At 55.0% G+C, this 18,687-nt stretch carries 15 protein-coding genes and 1 tRNA gene; 2 read left to right on the top strand and 14 right to left on the bottom strand.

Features of this window, described 5'->3' with window-relative positions:
• Positions 1 to 83 precede the first annotated feature (83 nt).
• Together A2273_12070 and A2273_12065 are read left to right on the top strand one after the other, a co-directional pair.
• Positions 84 to 545, top strand: a complete 462-nt coding sequence (locus tag A2273_12070) for a hypothetical protein (protein OGF06617.1) — start codon at positions 84 to 86, stop codon at positions 543 to 545.
• Complete coding sequence (locus tag A2273_12065; protein ID OGF06616.1) at positions 538 to 1,026, top strand: hypothetical protein; 489 nt, start codon at positions 538 to 540, stop codon at positions 1,024 to 1,026. The genes A2273_12070 and A2273_12065 overlap by 8 nt, the downstream gene beginning before the upstream one ends.
• A gap of 49 nt (positions 1,027 to 1,075) precedes the next feature.
• Here the strand turns inward: A2273_12065 and A2273_12060 are convergent.
• The 14 genes from A2273_12060 to A2273_11995 form a co-directional block, all read right to left on the bottom strand.
• Positions 1,076 to 1,154: transfer RNA gene (locus A2273_12060), tRNA-Asp, on the bottom strand.
• 74 nt (positions 1,155 to 1,228) lie between these two features.
• A complete protein-coding gene (locus tag A2273_12055) occupies positions 1,229 to 2,179 on the bottom strand; it encodes a protein-export membrane protein SecF (GenBank protein ID OGF06615.1) in 951 nt (316 codons plus the stop codon).
• 6 nt (positions 2,180 to 2,185) lie between these two features.
• Positions 2,186 to 3,784, bottom strand: a complete 1,599-nt coding sequence (locus A2273_12050; GenBank protein OGF06614.1) for a protein-export membrane protein SecD — start codon at positions 3,782 to 3,784, stop codon at positions 2,186 to 2,188.
• A gap of 117 nt (positions 3,785 to 3,901) precedes the next feature.
• Positions 3,902 to 5,317, bottom strand: coding sequence for a hypothetical protein (locus tag A2273_12045; GenBank protein ID OGF06613.1), 1,416 nt, complete (start codon positions 5,315 to 5,317; stop codon positions 3,902 to 3,904).
• Between the two features lie 110 nt (positions 5,318 to 5,427).
• A complete protein-coding gene (locus A2273_12040; GenBank protein ID OGF06612.1) occupies positions 5,428 to 6,903 on the bottom strand; it encodes a B12-binding domain-containing radical SAM protein in 1,476 nt (491 codons plus the stop codon).
• A gap of 194 nt (positions 6,904 to 7,097) precedes the next feature.
• Positions 7,098 to 8,372 carry a hypothetical protein gene (locus tag A2273_12035; GenBank protein ID OGF06611.1) on the bottom strand — a complete coding sequence of 425 codons (1,275 nt, stop codon included), beginning with the start codon at positions 8,370 to 8,372 and terminating at the stop codon, positions 7,098 to 7,100.
• Entirely contained in the window at positions 8,373 to 9,356 is a 984-nt protein-coding gene (locus A2273_12030) for a hypothetical protein (GenBank protein OGF06610.1), read from the bottom strand.
• A 12-nt stretch (positions 9,357 to 9,368) separates the two neighbouring features.
• Complete coding sequence (locus A2273_12025) at positions 9,369 to 9,998, bottom strand: adenylate cyclase (protein ID OGF06609.1); 630 nt, start codon at positions 9,996 to 9,998, stop codon at positions 9,369 to 9,371.
• A 6-nt stretch (positions 9,999 to 10,004) separates the two neighbouring features.
• Complete coding sequence (locus A2273_12020) at positions 10,005 to 11,768, bottom strand: YgiQ family radical SAM protein (GenBank protein ID OGF06608.1); 1,764 nt, start codon at positions 11,766 to 11,768, stop codon at positions 10,005 to 10,007.
• A 97-nt stretch (positions 11,769 to 11,865) separates the two neighbouring features.
• Entirely contained in the window at positions 11,866 to 13,605 is a 1,740-nt protein-coding gene (locus tag A2273_12015; GenBank protein OGF06607.1) for a hypothetical protein, read from the bottom strand.
• Positions 13,602 to 14,321: a trehalose-phosphatase gene (locus tag A2273_12010; GenBank protein ID OGF06606.1), complete on the bottom strand. Its 720-nt coding sequence runs from the start codon at positions 14,319 to 14,321 to the stop codon at positions 13,602 to 13,604. The genes A2273_12015 and A2273_12010 overlap by 4 nt, the downstream gene beginning before the upstream one ends.
• Positions 14,318 to 15,550 (bottom strand): glycosyl transferase family 1, encoded by a 1,233-nt coding sequence (locus tag A2273_12005; GenBank protein ID OGF06605.1) that lies wholly within the window; start codon positions 15,548 to 15,550, stop codon positions 14,318 to 14,320. Before A2273_12005 ends, A2273_12010 begins: the two co-directional genes overlap by 4 nt.
• Position 15,551: 1 nt before the next feature.
• Positions 15,552 to 16,385, bottom strand: coding sequence for a hypothetical protein (locus A2273_12000; protein ID OGF06604.1), 834 nt, complete (start codon positions 16,383 to 16,385; stop codon positions 15,552 to 15,554).
• Positions 16,386 to 16,406: 21 nt separating this feature from the next.
• On the bottom strand, positions 16,407 to 18,635 hold the full coding sequence (locus A2273_11995; protein ID OGF06603.1) for a hypothetical protein: 2,229 nt from the start codon (positions 18,633 to 18,635) through the stop codon (positions 16,407 to 16,409).
• Between the last annotated feature and the right edge of the window lie 52 nt (positions 18,636 to 18,687).

Genomic DNA, 18,687 nt, shown 5'->3' with positions numbered 1-18,687 from the left:
ACATTTGGAGCAATTTTAATATATAATGCTGGGTATAATCCATTTTGAAGTGCAACTCTAAAAATAATAAGGAACGGATAATTATGGATGTTTCGGCCAGGGCGTTGGAAAATTTCGATTCCGGATACAACTGCGCCGAATCGGTGCTGATGGCAATAAGTGAATATCTTAATATGCCAAACGGCCGCAGTTTGCCCAGGATCGCCACCGGGTTCGGGGGCGGCATCGCCCGCAACGGAAACCTGTGCGGGGCGCTGACCGGAGGGATCATGGTCATCGGTCTGGCCCTGGGCCGGGACGACAACCACGGCAGCCGGGATCCGTGTTATCCGGCGGCAGACCGTCTGTTCAACGGTTTCCTGGAAAAGTTCGGCAGTTCCCAATGCCGCGACCTGATCGGAGTTGATCTTAAGACCCCCGAGGGTCAGAAGGCCCATGCCAACCGGGACCTTAAAGAGACCTGCCGCTCCTGCGTCAAGTGGTCAGCCCGGACTTCGATGGATCTGATAACCGAATTCTCCCGGGGGGCTTCGGCAAATGCCTGATTCATCTCTGAAGGGCCAAAATAATGACGTTAACTTAATACTTAAAACTCCATTCCCTAAAATCATACCGGGATGTCCGGAATTTGAAGTCAGACCAGCCGTCACTAGTGTCATTGAAAATGATTTCCTTCTGGTCATCAGTGATGCATACGGCCCGCCGCCCATGACCCACGACCTTTTTGAACTGGATATCGCCGAAGGTTGGTATAAACGGGGGGATTGCCTGGTGATGTATCAGGCAGGAACACCGGTGGCGGCTGGCCAGATCCGAACGGAAATGCAGAATGAGATACTGATCGGCTTCTTGGATACTCTGGGAGTGCCTAAAGTTCTTCAAGGTAAAGGCTACGGCGCAGAATTAACCAAACGGCGCATACAAATGCTGCTCAAACTGGGCGTCTCGGAAATCCGAACGGAGGTCGAGCAAAGCAACCAGCCGATGCTGAGATTATTATTGAAATTAGGTTTTACCCGGGTATGACCAAAAAGAACAAAAGAAACCCCGTCGCAAGACGGGGTTTCTTTTGTTCTGGCGGGGCCGACGGGGTTCGAACCCGCGACCTCCGACGTGACAGGCCGGCGTTCTAAGCCAAACTGAACTACGACCCCACCAGAAACGTTGAATTATACAAAATTTTATTGCCTCTGTCAATCTCTAACTAGCCGCAAATCGGTGAAGAACATTATTTCTTGCGTTTGGTGGGCGATTTTAATTCCCAGTCCACCACCAGCGAAGAGACCACGAATATCGAAGAATAGGTACCTATCACCAGCCCGAACAACAGCGGTTTGGTGAAGTCCGAAAGCACCCGGCCGGCGAACAACTGCAGGGCCAGAAGTACCAGGAACACCGTGATCACTGTGATCACAGTCCGAGACAGGGTCTCGTTGATGCTGCGGTTGATCAGCTCGGGGTAGGTCTCCTTCTGCGATTTGCGCAGGTTCTCCCGGATCCGGTCTGCCACCACGATGGAATCGTTGATGGAATAACCGATGACGGTCAGCAGCACCGCCACCGACTGCAGGTTGAATTCCATGTTGGTCACCGAAATGAAACCCAGGGTGCACAGCACGTCGTGGAAGATGGCCACCACCGCGGCCACCCCGAAACGGAAGTCGAACCGAAAGGCCACATAGATAAGGATCAGTACACACCCTATCAGCACCGCCCATATGGCGTTCCGTTGAAGCTCCTTCCCTATCTTCGGCCCCACCGTTTCGTTGCTATCGATGGTGACCTGGTTATCGGGAAATCTCTGGCCCAGTACGGTCTTTATCCTCTCGACTATCGAACTTGGCTTGACCTCCTCCTGGCCGGATTTTTCCTCGGTCAGCCCGGTGCGGATCATGAAGGCATTCTTTATGAGATCTGTATCCTTGACCTTCTGGATCTCCACGCTGGGAATGCCCCCGTCGTTAAGGGCCTTACGCAGTTGATCGGTGGGCACCGGGGTAGAAAAGTGTATCTGCATCATGGTCCCGCCGGTGAAATCAACCCCCAGCTTCAGCCCGCCATGCAGGAAGACCGAAACGATGGTGGCAATGAAGAGGGCGATGGAAAAAGCATAGGCCTTATAGCGGTTCTTGATGAACCCGAAATTCGATTGATGATGGAAAAAAGAAATCATTGTCATATCTCCTTAAATCGGCAGCTTCTGCAGGTTCCACTTGACGGTGATCCAGTCAAAGATCATCCTGGTCACCAGAATGGCGGTATACATCGAGATGGCCAGACCTATTATCAGGGTCACTGCAAATCCCTTGATCGGGCCGGTGCCGAAAAAGTACAGGGCCACCGCCGCCAGCACCGTGGTGACGTTGGCATCCAGGATGGTGGAAAAGGCCCGCTCATACCCGGCATCTATGGAGGCCCGCACTGTCTTGCCGGCCCGCAGTTCCTCGCGAATGCGCTCGAAGATCAGCACGTTGGCATCCACCGCCATACCGACCGTCAGAGCGATGCCGGCGATGCCCGGCAGGGTCAAAGTGGTGCGGAAGGCGGCCATTACCGCCAGCAGCATAATGATATTGAAGGCCAGGGCCAGCACTGCCACCAGACCGCCCAGGGCGTAATATATTACCATAAATAAGATCACCGCAATGGCGCCGATGATGGAGGCCTTTACGCCGTTGGAGATGGAATCCATACCCAGGGTCGGGCCCACCGAGCGCTCCTCGATAATGGATACCGGGGCCGGCAGGGCGCCAGCCCGCAGGATTATCGCCAGATCCCGGGCCTCCTCGGTGGTGGCGTTGCCCATGGTGATCTGCCCGCTTCCGTTGGGTATCCGGCCCTGGATGACCGGGGCCGATTTGACGGTGCCGTCCAGCACTATAGCCAGGCGACGTTTGATATTGGCGGCAGTGATGCGGGAAAAGGAATTGGCATACTTTCGCACCAGGGTGAAGTCGACCCGCAAAGCGGACGGATCATCATCGCTTCCCACGCCCATCCTGGCCTCGGCCAGTGCCGCCCCGGTGATCTCCGGCTGTTTTTTCAGCATATATAACGGATAGCGGCGATATCCCTCGCGATCCTCCTTGATGCCCCAGGCGAATTCGTAATCGGATGGAATGGCGGCCTGCACTAGGGGGTCCTTAAGCGCCTTCACCACCAGTTCGCGGTCCTGCTCCATGGCTGACATCTCGCTGTTGCTGACGAACTGCAGCAACGAACTGAACGGCTTGTCGCCGAACATGGTGCTATCGGACATCAGGGCCTGGCCCTTTTCTCCCAGCAGGGCCTTATCAATCTTATCCAGAACGTCCTGGAGGACCTTGTCCTCCTGCACCAGCTTGAACTCCAGCATGGCGGTGGTCCCGATCAGGGCCCGGGCCCTCTCCTGATCCACCCCGGGCAGCTGCACCACGATGCGGTCGTTGCCCTGTTTCTGGATGGATGGCTCGGCCACGCCGTACTGGTCCACCCGGTTGCGGATGATCTCCAAAGCCCGATCGGTGGCGTCGGACAGCTCCTTATCTGTGACCTCGTTGGGCTGTTTGCCCGTGGCCTTGGCCATACCCTGGCGATCTATCTCCAGAACAATGTGCATTCCACCCTTGAGATCCAGCCCCAGATGGATGGCCTTGGAATAAAGTTTATTCAGTTCATCATGGGACATCTCGGCCTTCTGCTGCTCGGTGAGGCCCTGTAATTTAAGAGTGGGCACCAGCTGCCAGATGGCAGCCACCAGCAGGACCATGGTCAAGATGAACTTCCACAGATTAGCTCTTCTCATCTTGTGTATGCTCCTAAGATAAAATAATGATTTTCAAAGGTTTCAATATTATAGAATTGTAATTTTATCCTAAATACCATCGCTTTGTCAAGTATAATCGGCCTAACCCCCCTTCGATCAAACAGTATCCAACAAGCGGGCAGCCTCGTCCAGCAGCAAATCTTTTTTATTATTCTCTGGGTGATCCAGCACGAAGTCCAAAAGACGCCTCAAAACCCGCCCCACTTTCGGGCCGGGCTTAAGGTGAAACTCGGTCATGACAATGTTCCCATCCACCTCCAGGTCGTTGATGGTGAAGGGGGGATTTTTGTTTATCACCTCAGTGAGGGCCTGTTCGAAATGGTCCAATTCGCGATCGTCCTCCTCGGTGCCGCGTCCCTGGGCCCGGATATCAGCCCGCCGCAGTTCTATCAGATCGTACACTCCCTTGATGCCGACCTTGGCAACCAGCCTCCTCAGGCCCTTCTCGGTCTGGGGAAAAGCGAACATGTGTCGGCGTACCAACAGGGCCACCCGAGAGATGATCTGGCCGGAATATTTCAGCCTTTCCAACAGTTCTTTGGCGATCTTCTCTCCCAGCTTGTCGTGTCCATAGAAATGCGCCCCGCCTTCGAAGACCTCCCGGCACCGGGGCTTGGCTATATCGTGCAGCAGGGCCGCCAGCCGCATCTCTAAACTCTTTGGCGCATAGTCAACGGATTTTATGGAATGCTCGAATACCTTGTAGCGGTGATAGCCTCCCGGCTGGGTGACATCCACCCCGGCCTCCAATTCCGGGAATATCTCTTTGAGCAATCCGCTGCGCTGCATCAGCCATAACCCTATGGATGGCTGGTCGGCCTTGAGCAGCATCTTATTCAGTTCCTGCTGAATTCTCTCCGGGGAAACGGTCCTGATCAGCCTGGCGTTCTTTTTGATGGCCTTGAAGGTATCCTGCTCGATGGAGAACTGGAACCGGGCGGCGAACTGACAGGCCCGCAGCATCCTCAAAGGATCCTCTTTGAAAACCCGGGGGTTTACCATCCTGATCAGCCGGTCTTTGATGTCCTGAAGCCCGTTATAGGGGTCTATCAAATTTGGGATTCGGGATTTGATATTTGCAACATTCAAAGCAATGGCGTTGACGGTAAAATCCCTCCGGCCCAGATCCTGTTCCACCGGCAGATCGGGGTCGAACTCTATCTCAAAGTCCCGGTGGCCCAAACCGGTGCTGGTCTCCTTGCGTGGCAGAGCGATATCCACGGTTTTCGCTTGGCAATTTGCAATATGCAATTTAAACTTTATCACGCCGAAAGACCTTCCCGCCAGTTCCACCTGGCCGTAATATCCAAGGCCCGATATCAGGGCATCAATCGGCATCCCGGTCACCAGGTAATCGACCTCTTCGGCCGGATAGGACCAGAATTTATGGTGATCGATCCCTCCGGTGTCCAGCGACAAGCTGTAGCGGATGCGATCCCGGACCACTCCGCCCACTTCGTAGATCTGCCCGAGGGAGTTTATGGAGTCCAATATTTTTTTAGGCAGGTACATGTGGGTATTTTAGCGGATTTATCGATCCTTTACAAGCAAAAAACCCGGCCGGAGCCGGGCGAACGGGGTGTTTTGGCAGGGGTCTCTCATCTTTACTGACGGTTGGGCGTTCAGCAATGGAACACCTTCCTGAAATGGTAGCCGTAGATGGTCATGGTGATGGCGGTGGGAAACAGCCGGGGCCTTTTGAACAGGGTCCAGAAGACCAAGCCCCAGTACTGAAAACGTTCCTTGCTCCACAACCCCAGCACCACAATGGAACTGGCAAAGGCCGCCAGCCGGGAGAAGCTAAACCTGGGCTTTTGCACTTTGACCGGCCGGTATTCCCGCAAAAAGGTCCTCACCCGCCGGTAATAATTCCTCGGGGAGTAAATTGTTTTGACAATTTTCCGGTATCCCTCCAGCAGCGGGACCGGGCCCATCTTGGGCACGAAATTCAAGTTAAAATCGGTGTTATCTCCGGAAAACTCTTTGGTCAACCGGTCCTGGTCCTTTAGCCGCCAGTAAAGTTTTGTTTTTGGCAGGATGTTGAGCAGGCTGACCATGGCGGTGGCGATGCCGCTCTGCTGGATGAACTTTATCTGGGTGTCAAAGATGCTCTTGGGATCGCTGTCAAAGCCCACGATGAATCCGGCATGGACCTGGATCCCGCAGCCCTGGATCTTCTTGACCCCGGCGATCATATCCCGGTTCTTGTTCTGGAATTTACTGCATTCCTGCAGGCTGTTCTCATCCGGGGTCTCGATCCCCACGAACACCTGATCGAATCCGGCCCGGGCCATCAGGGACAGCAGGTCGTCATCGTCGGCCATTTCGATGGAGGCCTGGGTGATGAAGGTGAACGGGTGCTTATGTACATCCATCCAGGCGACCATCTGCGGCAGGACCTCGGCCTTGAGCCGGGCCTTGTTGCCCACAAAATTGTCGTCCACGATAAAGACCCCGCCGCGCCAGCCCATCTTATGAAGGGCCTCCAATTCGCCCAATACCTGTCGGGTGCTCTTGGTGCGGGGAATCCGGCCGTACAGAATGGAGATATCGCAGAAATCGCAATTGTAGGGGCAGCCCCGGGAATACTGCAGGTTCATGGAGGAGTATTTTTTGATGTCGGCCAGCTCCCACATGGGACGAGGCGACTTGCTCAGGTCGGCCCACTGGTCGGTGGTGTAGATATGCTGAGGCTGGCCTTTCTCCAGGTCGGCCAGAAACAATGGCAAGGTGATCTCGGCCTCCTTCAGCACCAGATGATCTATCCCTGGGAAATCCTGGGGGTTGGCCGAGAACAGCGGGCCGCCGGCCACTGTCCGGACACGATACTTTTGGCAGAGATCCACGATCCGCTGGACCGATGGCCTTTGGGCATCCATGGCGCTGATCAGCACCATATCGGCCCAGGCGATATCTTTTTCTTTTAGTTTCTTGAGATTGAGGTCAACCAAGCGCAGGGTCCAATCCTTGGGCAGCAGGGCCGCCACAGTCAGCAGCCCCAGGGGCGGGACATTGGCCTTTTTCAGGATGAATCTTAAGGCGTGCTTGAAACCCCAGAAGGTGTCCGGATATTCCGGATAGATGAGAAGGGTATTCATGGGGTGGCTTTCTTTGCCAGGAGGTTATTATGGTCAGACCGGGATGGAGTCTTTGCTGCTTTTAATATAGACCCGCGGGGGTGGTTTGTCAAGGGGTAAGCGAAAAATAAAAACCGCCAAAACTTTGGGCCGGTTTCCTGTAATAAGTTATTACTTATTTTTCATATCATGGTTCACTGAGATCAACAATCTTGTCACATTATCTCCTCCAACGTCTGTTTGCTTGGGTCAAAGTTAAAGAATCTTATAACCGACGGCACGAAGATCAGCACGAAGAAAGCCCCGAAGGTCAGGATGAAGCACCCGGACATCAAAGGCCTTATGGGAAATACTTCACCCAGCCAGCCGCCTACCGCAAAAGCAATGGGGGTCAGGCTGCCGGCCATGGTGCCCAGCAGCCCAAAAACCTTGCCCCGCATGTCTTGGGGCACTGTTATCTGCATCACCGCGCTGATCAGGGCGTTGACCACCGCGATGGACAGCCCGATCAGGACCGCCATCGCCGACATGTAGATCATGGTGACATGCACCGGGAACAGGGCCATGCAGGCTGCGCTCATCAGGGCCCCCAGATAAAAAACCATGAACCTTTTAGCGGTGGGTATTTTTATGGTCGAAGCCAGAAGATAGCCCAAAAATGACCCCCCGGTCAGCACCCCCATCACTATCCCATATTTACCGGCTCCCAGGAAGGGTATCTTCTGAAACATGGGCAGGATCAAAAAGAACCCGATATTGGCGAAAAAGTTCAGCACCCCGAAGATCAGAAAAGAATATTTAAGTCCGTTGAAATTCTTGACGAACAGCAGCCCCCCTTTCATGTCCTGAAAGAAACTGACCTTTTGGGACTGGTGCTTGACGGCCGGGATCCTCATGAACAGTATGGCCGCCGCCGAGAAGATGTAGGAAAATCCGTCGAACAGGAACATCAGCGGGGCTTTGAGCGCCTGGTACAGGAAGCCGCCGCCGGCTGTGCCGATGATGCTGGTGCCGTTGTAGGCCAGGCTGAACACCGAGTTGGCCTGGACGATCTGCTCCGGCGGCACGATGTCCGGGATGGCCGAACTGACCGCCGGTCCGAAGAACGAACCGCAGACGCTTAAGACTATGCCGGCGGCGAAGACCATCCATATTTCAAGATGCCCCGCGAAAGCCGCCAAACCCACCCCGGCCGAGGCCAGCCCCCGGATGACATCCATGGCGATCAGCAGGGAGCGGCGCTCGGTCCGGTCCACCCACACCCCGGCAAAGGGGGATATCAGCACCCGGGGCAAAGTGGAGACGGCCATCAGGGTGCCCATCAGGCCGGTGGAGCCGGTCTTCTCCAGCACCCAGAAACCCAAAGCGATGGCGTAAAAATTGTCGCCCAGCGAGGAGACCAGCTGTCCCTGCCAGAGCAGGAGGAAATTGCGGTTCCACAAAGAAGGGGGCTTTTGTTCAGACATAGTTGATTTACCATCTATCTGAATTTATTTTGGTTTGCTTCCTTTTATGGCAAAAAGCTGCCGGGCGTTGAACCAATAATATGAACCATTCTTTATCTGTTGTTCATAAAGTTTTTTCCTTGGTCCGTGTTTTTTACGTAATTTCAGGTACTTATCATAATCAGATTTGGTTCCTCCCCCGGCAAAAAATGTTTTTTTAAAGTGTTCCTTTGCCTGTTTTTTATAACTGGGATCCTTGCTCTTGCGAATCGATTCCTTCTTCTCGGCGATTTCATGCTTTTGCCTGGGCGTTTCATATGGCGGAACCCCGAGCGATGCCTGGCTTGCATTCTTGGCATCAATCTGGCTGAACCCGGCAGCTTTCAGCCACAGCGGGACCCGGGGGGCAGCATTAAAAAAACCCTGCCCCAAATTTGCCCTGCCCTGGGTATAAATAAAATCTATTTTCCGGAAAAACAGTTCATCCTCCATAGACAATTCCGGAAGTGACGTGAGAGCGTGCTGTAAAGACCAGGACAGATTATCCGGCTCTTTGCACAGCACGGTCCCGCCCGGCTTCAATATCCTATACATCTCATTCACGGCCTTCTGCGGATCGGATAAGTGCATCAACAGGGTCTGACACATTACTACATCCACGAACTTATCGGGATATGGCAATTTATAAGCGTCCCCAATCTTGAATTCCGTTTCTCCGCTTTTGGCCCAGTTATGGGACAACTTCTTGGCCTGGGCTACCAGCTTCGGGCTGACATCCACTCCGCAATATTTACCATTCTTGCCAAAATGAGGCCAATATAACGTTCCTAGATATCCCAAGCCACAACCCACATCAACCACCGTCTGGCCCGGTTTGAAACCTACCCATTTAGCTATAAGGGCAACGTATTCCGGTTCCCACATAAATTTTCTCTGATCAATGATCATCTTCTTGTATAGGCCTTTGGACCATCTATTCTTGGCCGGTTTTCTTATGATTGATTTTTGGGATTTACTTGTCTTTATCATGCGATTCCCCTTTTATGAATTATACTTCAAGTCAAAAGCCTTGCCCATCCAGGCGGGGGCCTGGGCAACCTCCTCAAAGGAGGTGTCCGACAGATCACCGGCCCGCCTCCTGACGTTCTCGGTGACCAGTATCTGCCCGGATTCCGCCACGTCCTCGCCCAGCTTGCTGGCCGCGTTGACCTCGGCCCCGAAGATGTCCGAATCCCCTATCCTCAGCATGGGGCCGTAACCCAGCCCGACACAGAGCAGCACTTTTTCCTCCTGGGACTTGTTTATATTGAATGTTTTGAGTTTCCTCTGCATGGCGACGGCGGCCGTAATCGCCTGGGGCACGTCCCGGAAGACGATCAGCAGGCTGTCCCCGTCGAACTTGAGCACCAGGCCGTCGTTCTCATCAATTATCGGCCCCAGGATGCATTCCGACTGGTAGATGGTCTGCAGGAAGTGAATTATTCCGAACTGGGCCACGTTGCGGGAGAAACCGGAAAGGTCGGTGAACATCACGCAGTACTCCCCTCCGAACAGGTCCCATATCCGGCGGTCTATCTCCTCCTTGTCGGCCCCCTCCCGGATCCGCTCCTGAACCAGTTTCTCCAACTTATCCTCGGAGGAACCGGGTGTGATCTTTTTCAGATATATCATCAGCCTCTACCTCTTTATATATTTGCGCTTTTTCATGATCCGGCCCGAGCTATCTTTTCCACCCTCCGGCCTTCCGAACCCTTCCCACTGATCGCCCCTGGCGGCCTCCAGCGCATACCGCTGCTTCAGCTTCCCGGCTGCGGTTCTTTCCACAAAAAGTTCCTCCCCTGTGTAGGGATTTTTTCCGGTATGATACATGGCGGCCGAGGCCGTCATCGGCAGGGGGATGAAGTCCTGCACCTGTTCCACGGTTAAATTGTTCCTTTTAAGGAACGCTTTCAGATCCAGCATATCATCATATTGACAGCCGGGGTGGCTGGAGATAAGGTATGGCACCAGGTATTGTTCCTTTTTGCTCAAATGGCGGAAGATCTTTATGAATTCAATGAAGATTCTCAGGGCAGGCTTGTTCATCTGTTTAAGAACATTGGCGGTGCAATGTTCCGGAGCTACTTTAAGATGCCCGCCGGTATGTTTTTGGATCAGTTCTTTTAAATATTTATGATCGTGCAGGGCCAGGTCGTAGCGAACGCCGGAGGCCACAAAGATATTTTTGACCCCCGGCACTTTCAGGGCTTGGTGCCAGAGCTTGACGCTGGCATGTTGGCCCGGTTTCAGGTTCTCGCAGATCTGCGGGGCCAGGCAGCTGGGCTTCCGGCAGAATTTCTCCCGGCCGGCCGCCTTGCACCCGGTGCCGTACATGTTGGCGGTGGGCCCGCCGATGTCGCTGATGACCCCTTTGAATTTTGGGTCTCTGGCCAGCAGTTCGGCTTCATTTATAATTGATTCAATACTGCGCGATTGAATGATAGGCCCTTGGTGAAAGAACAAAGTACAGAAACTGCAGCCGCCGTAACACCCCCGGTGCGAAGTTATGGACCATTTGACGGTCTCCAGCGCCGGAATCGGTTCTTTATAGGACGGATGGGCTTGGCGCTGATATGGCAGGGCATAGATCGCGTCCAGCTCTTCGGAGTCCAAAGACATGGCCGGGGGATTGACCAGCAGATACCGGTCCCCGTGCTTCTGCAGCAGCCTTTTCCCGAAATACGGATTGGCCTCATTGGAGGCAATGACAAAAGCCTGGTTGAACGCTTCCTTTGAACTTGACACTTCCTCAAACGACGGCAGCTCGGCATATTCCAAAGTTCCGAACTTCGGAAGCTCCGAACTTCGGCAAATAGCCGCCGTTCCGGGTATGCTTTGTAATTCTGCATTTTGCATTCTGCATTCTGCATTCAGCAGTTGAGCTATCCTGCCCACCGCCCTCTCCCCCATCCCGTAGACCAGCAGGTCGGCCTTGGCGTCGAACAGGATCGATCGCCGCACCGCATCATCCCAGTAATCATAGTGGGCCAGTCGGCGCAAAGAGGCCTCGACACCGCCCAGCACGATGGGCACATCCTTGTATGCTTGGCGGATCAGGTTGGAATAGACTATGACCGCCCGGTTGGGACGCAGGCCGTGGCGGCCTTCGGGGGAATAGGGATCGTCGTGGCGCAGTTTCTTGTTGGCGGTGTAGTGATGGAGCATGCTGTCGATGTTGCCGGAGGTGACCCCGAAGAACAGCCGGGGCTTTCCCAGACGGATGATATCGACAGTGGAATGCCAATCAGGCTGGGCAATGATGCCCACCTTGAAGCCCTGAGATTCCAGCACCCGGCCGATCAGGGCGGCGCCGAACGAGGGATGATCCACATAGGCGTCGCCTGATATCAAAATGATGTCGCATTGATCCCAGCCCAGGGAGTCCATCTCCGATCTTGTCATTGGCAGATAATTCATAGCTGTAAGGATAGCATCCGGCGTAGACAAATGCAATAAAAAAAACCGCCGGGATCGGCGGTTAATTGCTCATTTGAAGATATCAGAACCCCCCTTTTAGTATCTCCTTGTTCCCTATCAGCCCCACCAATTTACCGTTCTCCACCACTGGGATCTCCTGCATATCGTTCTTAATCAGGTGCATCAGGGCCAGCGACAAGCTGTCATCGGCGTTCACCTGGGGGACCTTTATCATCACGTCGTGGGCGATAATCAGCCCGCCGGTCTGCTCTTCCTCCAGGAACAGCCTGAGCTGCGACCAGTTGACGGAGGCCAGATACTTGTTGTTGTCGTCTATCACCGGCAGTATCAGCTGGTCGGTCCGGCTGATGGCCTTGATGATATCATGCAGGGACATCTGGGGCAGGATGGCCATGATGTCCCTTTTCATGGCCTGGCGACAGGTGGCCGAGGAAAGGTGGCTGTGGCGGCGCAGCTGGTCCACCGGCAGTCCGGCTTTGAACATGGCCTGGGTGTAGACCGAAGAACCTTTCATCCGCTTGGTTATCATCGCCGAAATAGCCACCACGATCATGGCCGGCAGCACAATCTTGTAAGTCCCGGTGATCTCGAAGATGATAAGCCCGGCGGTCAGCGGAGCGTTTAGGGCCCCGGCCACCACCCCGGCGGCCCCGGCCAGGGCGTAGGAGGCATTATAAACAAAGAACCCGGGAAACAAAAACGCCAGCAGCTGGCCGAAGGCCCCGCCCAGCATCGCCCCGATGAAAACGGCCGGTGCAAACGACCCCCCTGGCGCGCCGGAGCCCAGGGTCAATGAAGTGGCCAGTATTTTGGCAAAGACCAGCAGCAGGGCGGTCCACCACAGTATATTTCCATTCAAAATGGCGGTGACCGAATGATACCCTTCGCCCAGCACCTGGGGCAGAGCCAGGCCCAGCACCCCCACCATCAAACCGCCAATTGCCGGCTTTAGCCAGGACGAGAATTTATACCGGCCGAATAGGGACTGCCCCTTGTAGAGGGCATTGATGAAAAGCACTGATACCAATCCGGATAAAAGGCCCAGAGCCAAAAAGGGGATGATGTCATAGAGCGAACCCAGCGAGGTTACCGCCGTCACCTGGAAGGCTGGCTGGTCGCCCAAAAAGGTCCGGGAGATGACGGAGGCCGCCACCGCCGAAAGCACCACCGGGGCAAAGGTGTTGATGGCGAATTCGCCCAGGATTATCTCCAGAGCGAAGAACACCCCGCCCAGAGGCGCCCCGAAAACCGCGGCTATACCGGCGGCAGCCCCGCATCCCGCCAGCAGCCTTAGTTCGCTGCCGGTCAGCCTCAGCTTCTGCCCCAGATAGGAGCCCAGTGAGGAGCCGATCTCCACTATCGGGCCCTCCGGCCCGGCCGAGCCTCCCGAGCCGATGGTGATGGCGGAAAGCAGGCCCTTCAGGCCCATCTTAGGATTCAACAGGCCTCCTTTGAGAGAAACCGCGGCCATCACTTCGGGGACCCCGGACAAGGGCTCCTCCTCGCGGAAGAAAAGATACATTATGCCTCCCACCAGCAGTCCGCCAATGGCCGGGATCATAAAAGCCAGATAACGCCACCACCGGCCGAACAGAAGGCCTACTTGCGGATCATGGGGGAAGAACAGGCTGTTGGAGAAGATGATCAGGCTGCGGAAGGCCACCGCCGTCAGGCCGGTGATGATCCCCAAGCCCACCCCCAAGAGCAGTATCCTGGTGGGGCGGCCTATCAGGGTCATACGCTCGGTGGCCCGGAGAACATATTTTTTTAAACTGGGAAGCACGGAAATCCCGGCAATCATATCAAGGACCTTAAAAATGTTTGCACTTTGGAGGTGGAAGCCAGCCGGAATTCTGCCGCGGTCAGGCCCTGGGGTTTCTCCCGATTATCCACCAGCAGGGTAAGGCCGATCCCCCGCAACGCCCGGAAGGCGTCCTCATCGGTAGTATCGTCCCCTATATAAACCGGAAACGGCCTTTTATAACCAAGCCTGTTCAGCAACAACTTGACGGCCCGCCCCTTGTCCCAGGAGACATTGGGCCTGAAATCGTACACTTTCCTTCCCGGTTGGCATAGCAAGCGGGGATATTTTTTCCCCAGCCCGGAGACATGTTCGTTGATATAAGGAATATATTCCCCGGCCACGTTACGGAAATGGAGGGCCACCGACAGCCCCTTGTCCTCTATCAAGACCCCCGGCAACTTGCTTTTCAAATTTTTCAGATCTTTGAGCAGGGCTTTCAGATGCGGGATGGCCGCCCTGGCCCGGGGATGGGTGAATTTTAATCCCGGTCCGCTGATCTCCAGGCCGTGACAGCCGGCATAATATATGCCTCGGACCGGCACCAGTTTTTTCAGCTCGGCCAGCTTCCGCCCGCTGATTATGGCCAGCATTATATCAGAGGACCGGCCCAGTCTGTCAAGCAGTTTAAGGGTGCCGGCCGAAAGCCTGGCCATTTCGGGGTGGGGGCGGATGGGGGCCAGGGTTCCATCGAAATCCAGCAGCAGCAGGATCATAGGTATATCTCCTTTTGCCCGGAGAACCTGGTGGAAAGCATCACCAGCATATATCGGCGCAGATGGCGGGTGATCAGGAAATTGCCCCGGACGAACTCCTTGCCGGCCTTGCCCAGGGCCCTAGCCCAGTCGGGATTGGCCAGCAGATAGCGGATGGAATAGGCCAGCCCCTCGGTGGAGTGAACCAGCAGACCGGTGACATCGTGCAGCACCTGCTGGGTGATGCCGCCCACCGGCCGGCTGATGATGGCCTTACCCTTCCACAGGGCCTCGGAGACTGTCAGGCCGAAGCCCTCCTTGATGGAATTCTGAACGATGATGGAAGAGCCCCTTACCAGGGCGTTGATCTCCAGGTCGGCCCCCGGCGCCAGATGGAGAATATGGATATCCGGGCTGCCTTCGGCCTCGGCTTTTACCTCCTCCAGCACCAGCAGGCCCTCGGGATCGTCGGTGGCCCCGCCCCCGGCCAGCACCAGCTGGCAGTCCAGTTTTTTGTGGGCCATCTTAAAGGCTTTGATCAGCCCCACCGGGTCCTTCAGGCGGTCGAACCTGGAGATCTGGGTGACGATCGGCCGCTGGCGGTCAATGTGGTATTTTTCGAAAACCGATTCGATGTACCGGGGATCCAGCTCCCTGTTCTTGTCGGCCAGCGGATCGATGGAAGGCGGGATCAGGAACTGGGGGACCGACAACCTCTGGGAAAAACTGGGAGACGAGATGACCGCTCCTTCGTAACGCTCTACGTAATTTTTAAGGAACTGCCACAGGTCGGGCTGGGGGGTGGAAATATCGATATGGCACCGCCACACCCAATGGGCCTTGGATTGGTTCCTTTTCTCTATCAGGCAGATGGACTGGGGATCGTGAATGAACACAAAATCATCCTGCGAAAAATCCATCTCCTCGGCATTTTTACGGTTGTAATCCGCAAAGACCCGGAACATCTCCGGTGTTATGTTTTCCGGTTTACCGTGGAGGGCATTATGAAAAGCCTTGGTGATATTGAAAAAATCGTCGCCTCCCTTGATCACCTCCCACCTGGCAAGTATTCCCATCTCATTGAGCAGCGGCACCATCCGGTGCAGGATCTCCGCCACTCCGCCGCCCACCGAGGTGGAGTTGATATGTTTCATCCGGGCGCCCTTCAATTGGCGGGCAATGGCGCGCATCTCCTCGATCTCGGGATCGCCCACCACCTGGCGGTAATCATCCAGTTTGGCTAAAGCCATATTATTTCTTACCCCTCTTATTTTTACTTCTTAGCCTAAGATCGGGCAGGTCTTCGGGTTTTATCTTCTCATCAATAAAACGGTTAAGGCTGCGAACCGGGTAGGATATGGTGTCCATCAACAGTTCTATCATCTCGGCCGGCAGCTGGACCACTTTTTTCACCAGCTCCCTGGGAGGCACGCCCCGGAATTTCCCCAGGATGATGAACAGGTGGCCCCTGATCTGCTCCAGACTGTACACCGAAATATCCAGCTTGGAGATCTCATCGGCTATTTCCGGGGCCTCCAGGTGTTCCCTGAGCCAGATGGAAAAATCGTTGTCAAAACGGTGCAGCCTGATCCTGGCCTCGAAAAGATGGTAATACAGGGAGCGGCGGGTGATCATTCCCAGGGCCTGGATGAATTCATCCAGGTTCCCGGCCCTGGTCCCGGTATCCAGGATCACCGAAGTTGATTCGCAAAAATTGAACTGGCTCCCCGGGGGGGCCTGGTTTATTATGGGATCGCTGGCCAGATGCTCTTCAATTATTTCCGCCAGGCGGTTTCGAAAACTCCTGATGTCGTCGTACTGGGTGGGGTCCACCGCCGCCAGTCTTTCCCCCAACCCCTTTTCCCGGATCACCTCACCCACCCAGTATCCGAAGTCGTGGATGGGCGGACGTCCGAAGGTCTGCCATTCGCGGTATACCTGGTGGCTGTGGTGGTAGATGGACGACCCGCTGACCTCCCGGATGCCCTCCAGCAGCTCTTTGATGTTGCCAGCCCTGCGGTCGGTAATGGTCACCAGGGAGGACGAGGTCATGAAAATGAAGGGGTTTTGGGCCGTGTTTAGCATATCATCACCTGAATTATAATATTATACTCTTACTGTACTGAGTTCTCTGATCAGGCTGGCCGCCCAGAGGTAGATGTTATGCTTCAGCAGATGCTGGCGCATGTTCCCCATCCTCTGTTTCCTCTCCTCTGCCGGCATCTCCAGGGCGTACCTGATGGCCTCGGCTGTGTGTTCGATATCGTAGGGGTTGATTATCAGGGCATCCCTCATCTCCCGAACCGCCCCGGTGAACCGGCTCAGGATCAGCACCCCGTCGCCTTCGCTGCGGGAGGCGATGAATTCCTTGGCCACCAGGTTCATGCCGTCATGCAGGGAGGTGACCATGCACAGGTCGGCCGCCTGGTAATAGGGGGCGATCTGCTGGTGGCTGTGATGCTTCTTCAGGAACAGGATCGGCTTCCAGTCCTTGCCCTTGAACCGCCAGTTTATCCTCTCGACCTCCTTCTCCACCTCGGACACCAGGTCGGAGTAACGCTTGATATGGGTCCGGCTGGGAGCCCCCAGCTCCACGAAGGTGAATTTTCCCTGATATTCGGGATATCTCTCCAGAAAATTCTCCACCGCCAAGAACCTCTCCATCAGGCCCTTGGTATAATCCAGCCGGTCGACGCCCACCCCCATGAATTCGGCCTTGATGCCGTGTTCCTTGAGCAGGTCCTCCTTGGAGGCCTGATGCCCGGGGAGCCGCTCCATATCCAGCAGGGTAAAGGCGATGCTGATGGGAAAGGGTTTTACCAGGGTGGTATGTCCGCCCACCCTGACGGTAAAATTATCCCAGTTGATCTGTGATTCCACGGCCCGGGCCATGGTATCAAGAAAATTGTTGCAGTGGACCTGGGTATGAAACCCTATCAGGTCGGCCCCCTGCATGCCGTACAGCAGCTCCCTCTGCCAGGGGCAGATCCCGAAGGACTCGGGATTGGGCCAGGGGATGTGCCAGAAGATGGCCACCCGGACATCGGGTCTTTTAGATTTCAGCATCTGCGGCAGCAGGGCGAAATGGTAGTCCTGGATCAGGATCAGCGGCTCCTTCAGCCCTGCGATCTCATCCAACACGGCATCGGCGAATTTCTGGTTGACCTGCTGGTAGTACTGCCAGTCCTCCTTGCGAAATATGGGACGGGTGTGGGCGATATGACACAGGGGCCACAGCCCCTCGTTGGAAAAGCCGTAATAAAACCCCTCCTCCTCCTCCTTGGACAGCCACAGCCTCTTCAAATTATACCGGGGATCATCGGGCGGCACCCGGACCTTGTCGTCCTGGTCAACCGCATCCCGGTCGGCATCTCCGGTGCCGGAGGCTATCCAGGTCCCCCCGCAGGCTTTTAGGATCGGCTCTATGGCGGTGACCATCCCGCTGGCCGGCATGATCCATTCGATGCTCTTGCCGATCCGGTTGTGCATGTATGGCTCCCGGTTGGAGACCACCACCAGCTGCTTGTCGTCCAGCAGGGTCCGCATCTCTTCCTTGAGCCTCTCCGGGGTCCAGACCGATTCTCCCATGGCCCGGAGCCGGGCCTCCTGCTCGGCCGCCTCCCTGGCCTCCAGAATGCTCTCGGCCATGTGGGACACCTCCCGGCCCAGGGGGGAGAAAAAATCCTGGGGGGGCATCACGGCCCCGGCTGAAGGCTTTTGTTCCCTCAGGTTCTGCATCCATTCCACCATCCGGGTCATCGGGGCGAAGATGCTCCACCGGATCACCAGCATGGTCACAGAAGCAACCGCCAGAGCTAAAACCAGCAATCGGATGAAATTATTTCTCCAGATATTTTCAAGCCTCTTTTGTACATAATCGATATTCTGCAATATTACAGCGGCTCCGACCAGTTTGTCCTCATCATGGATAGGCATGGCGTATAAATAAAAATGCAAGGAATCTAATTTATGTTGCCGGCCGAAACTTTTGTCGGAATCCAGTGCTACCTTGAATGGATCCTGTGTAAATGACAGGTATGCTTCAATGCCGGGCGATATTCCCACCAGGCTGTCCTTGACGTTATAAATAGCCAAACCAAGCAGTCTTTGTTTCTGATTGAACTTCGTCACCAACTGTCTGATTTTTTTATAATTTTCTTGGGACAGTTGATCGGATATACTTTCAGACAAAGCTTCACCCAGCAGGTTTGATCTTTGTTCCAGTTCAATATCCAACCTCTGCCTTTCCTGGTAGACCTGGGCCAGGGTAAAACCCAGCACCACCAGGCTGACGGCGATGAATATCGAAATTATTATGGTAAAGTTGAACTTCATCCTACACTCCTAATTGCGCGTTTCCACTCTAGTCTGGGGTATGCGATCTCAC

It is taken from the genome of Candidatus Edwardsbacteria bacterium RifOxyA12_full_54_48 (genome assembly GCA_001777915.1).
Classification (GTDB): Bacteria; Edwardsbacteria; AC1; order AC1; family EtOH8; genus UBA2226.
This window is presented reverse-complemented; position numbering and strand designations above follow the sequence as displayed.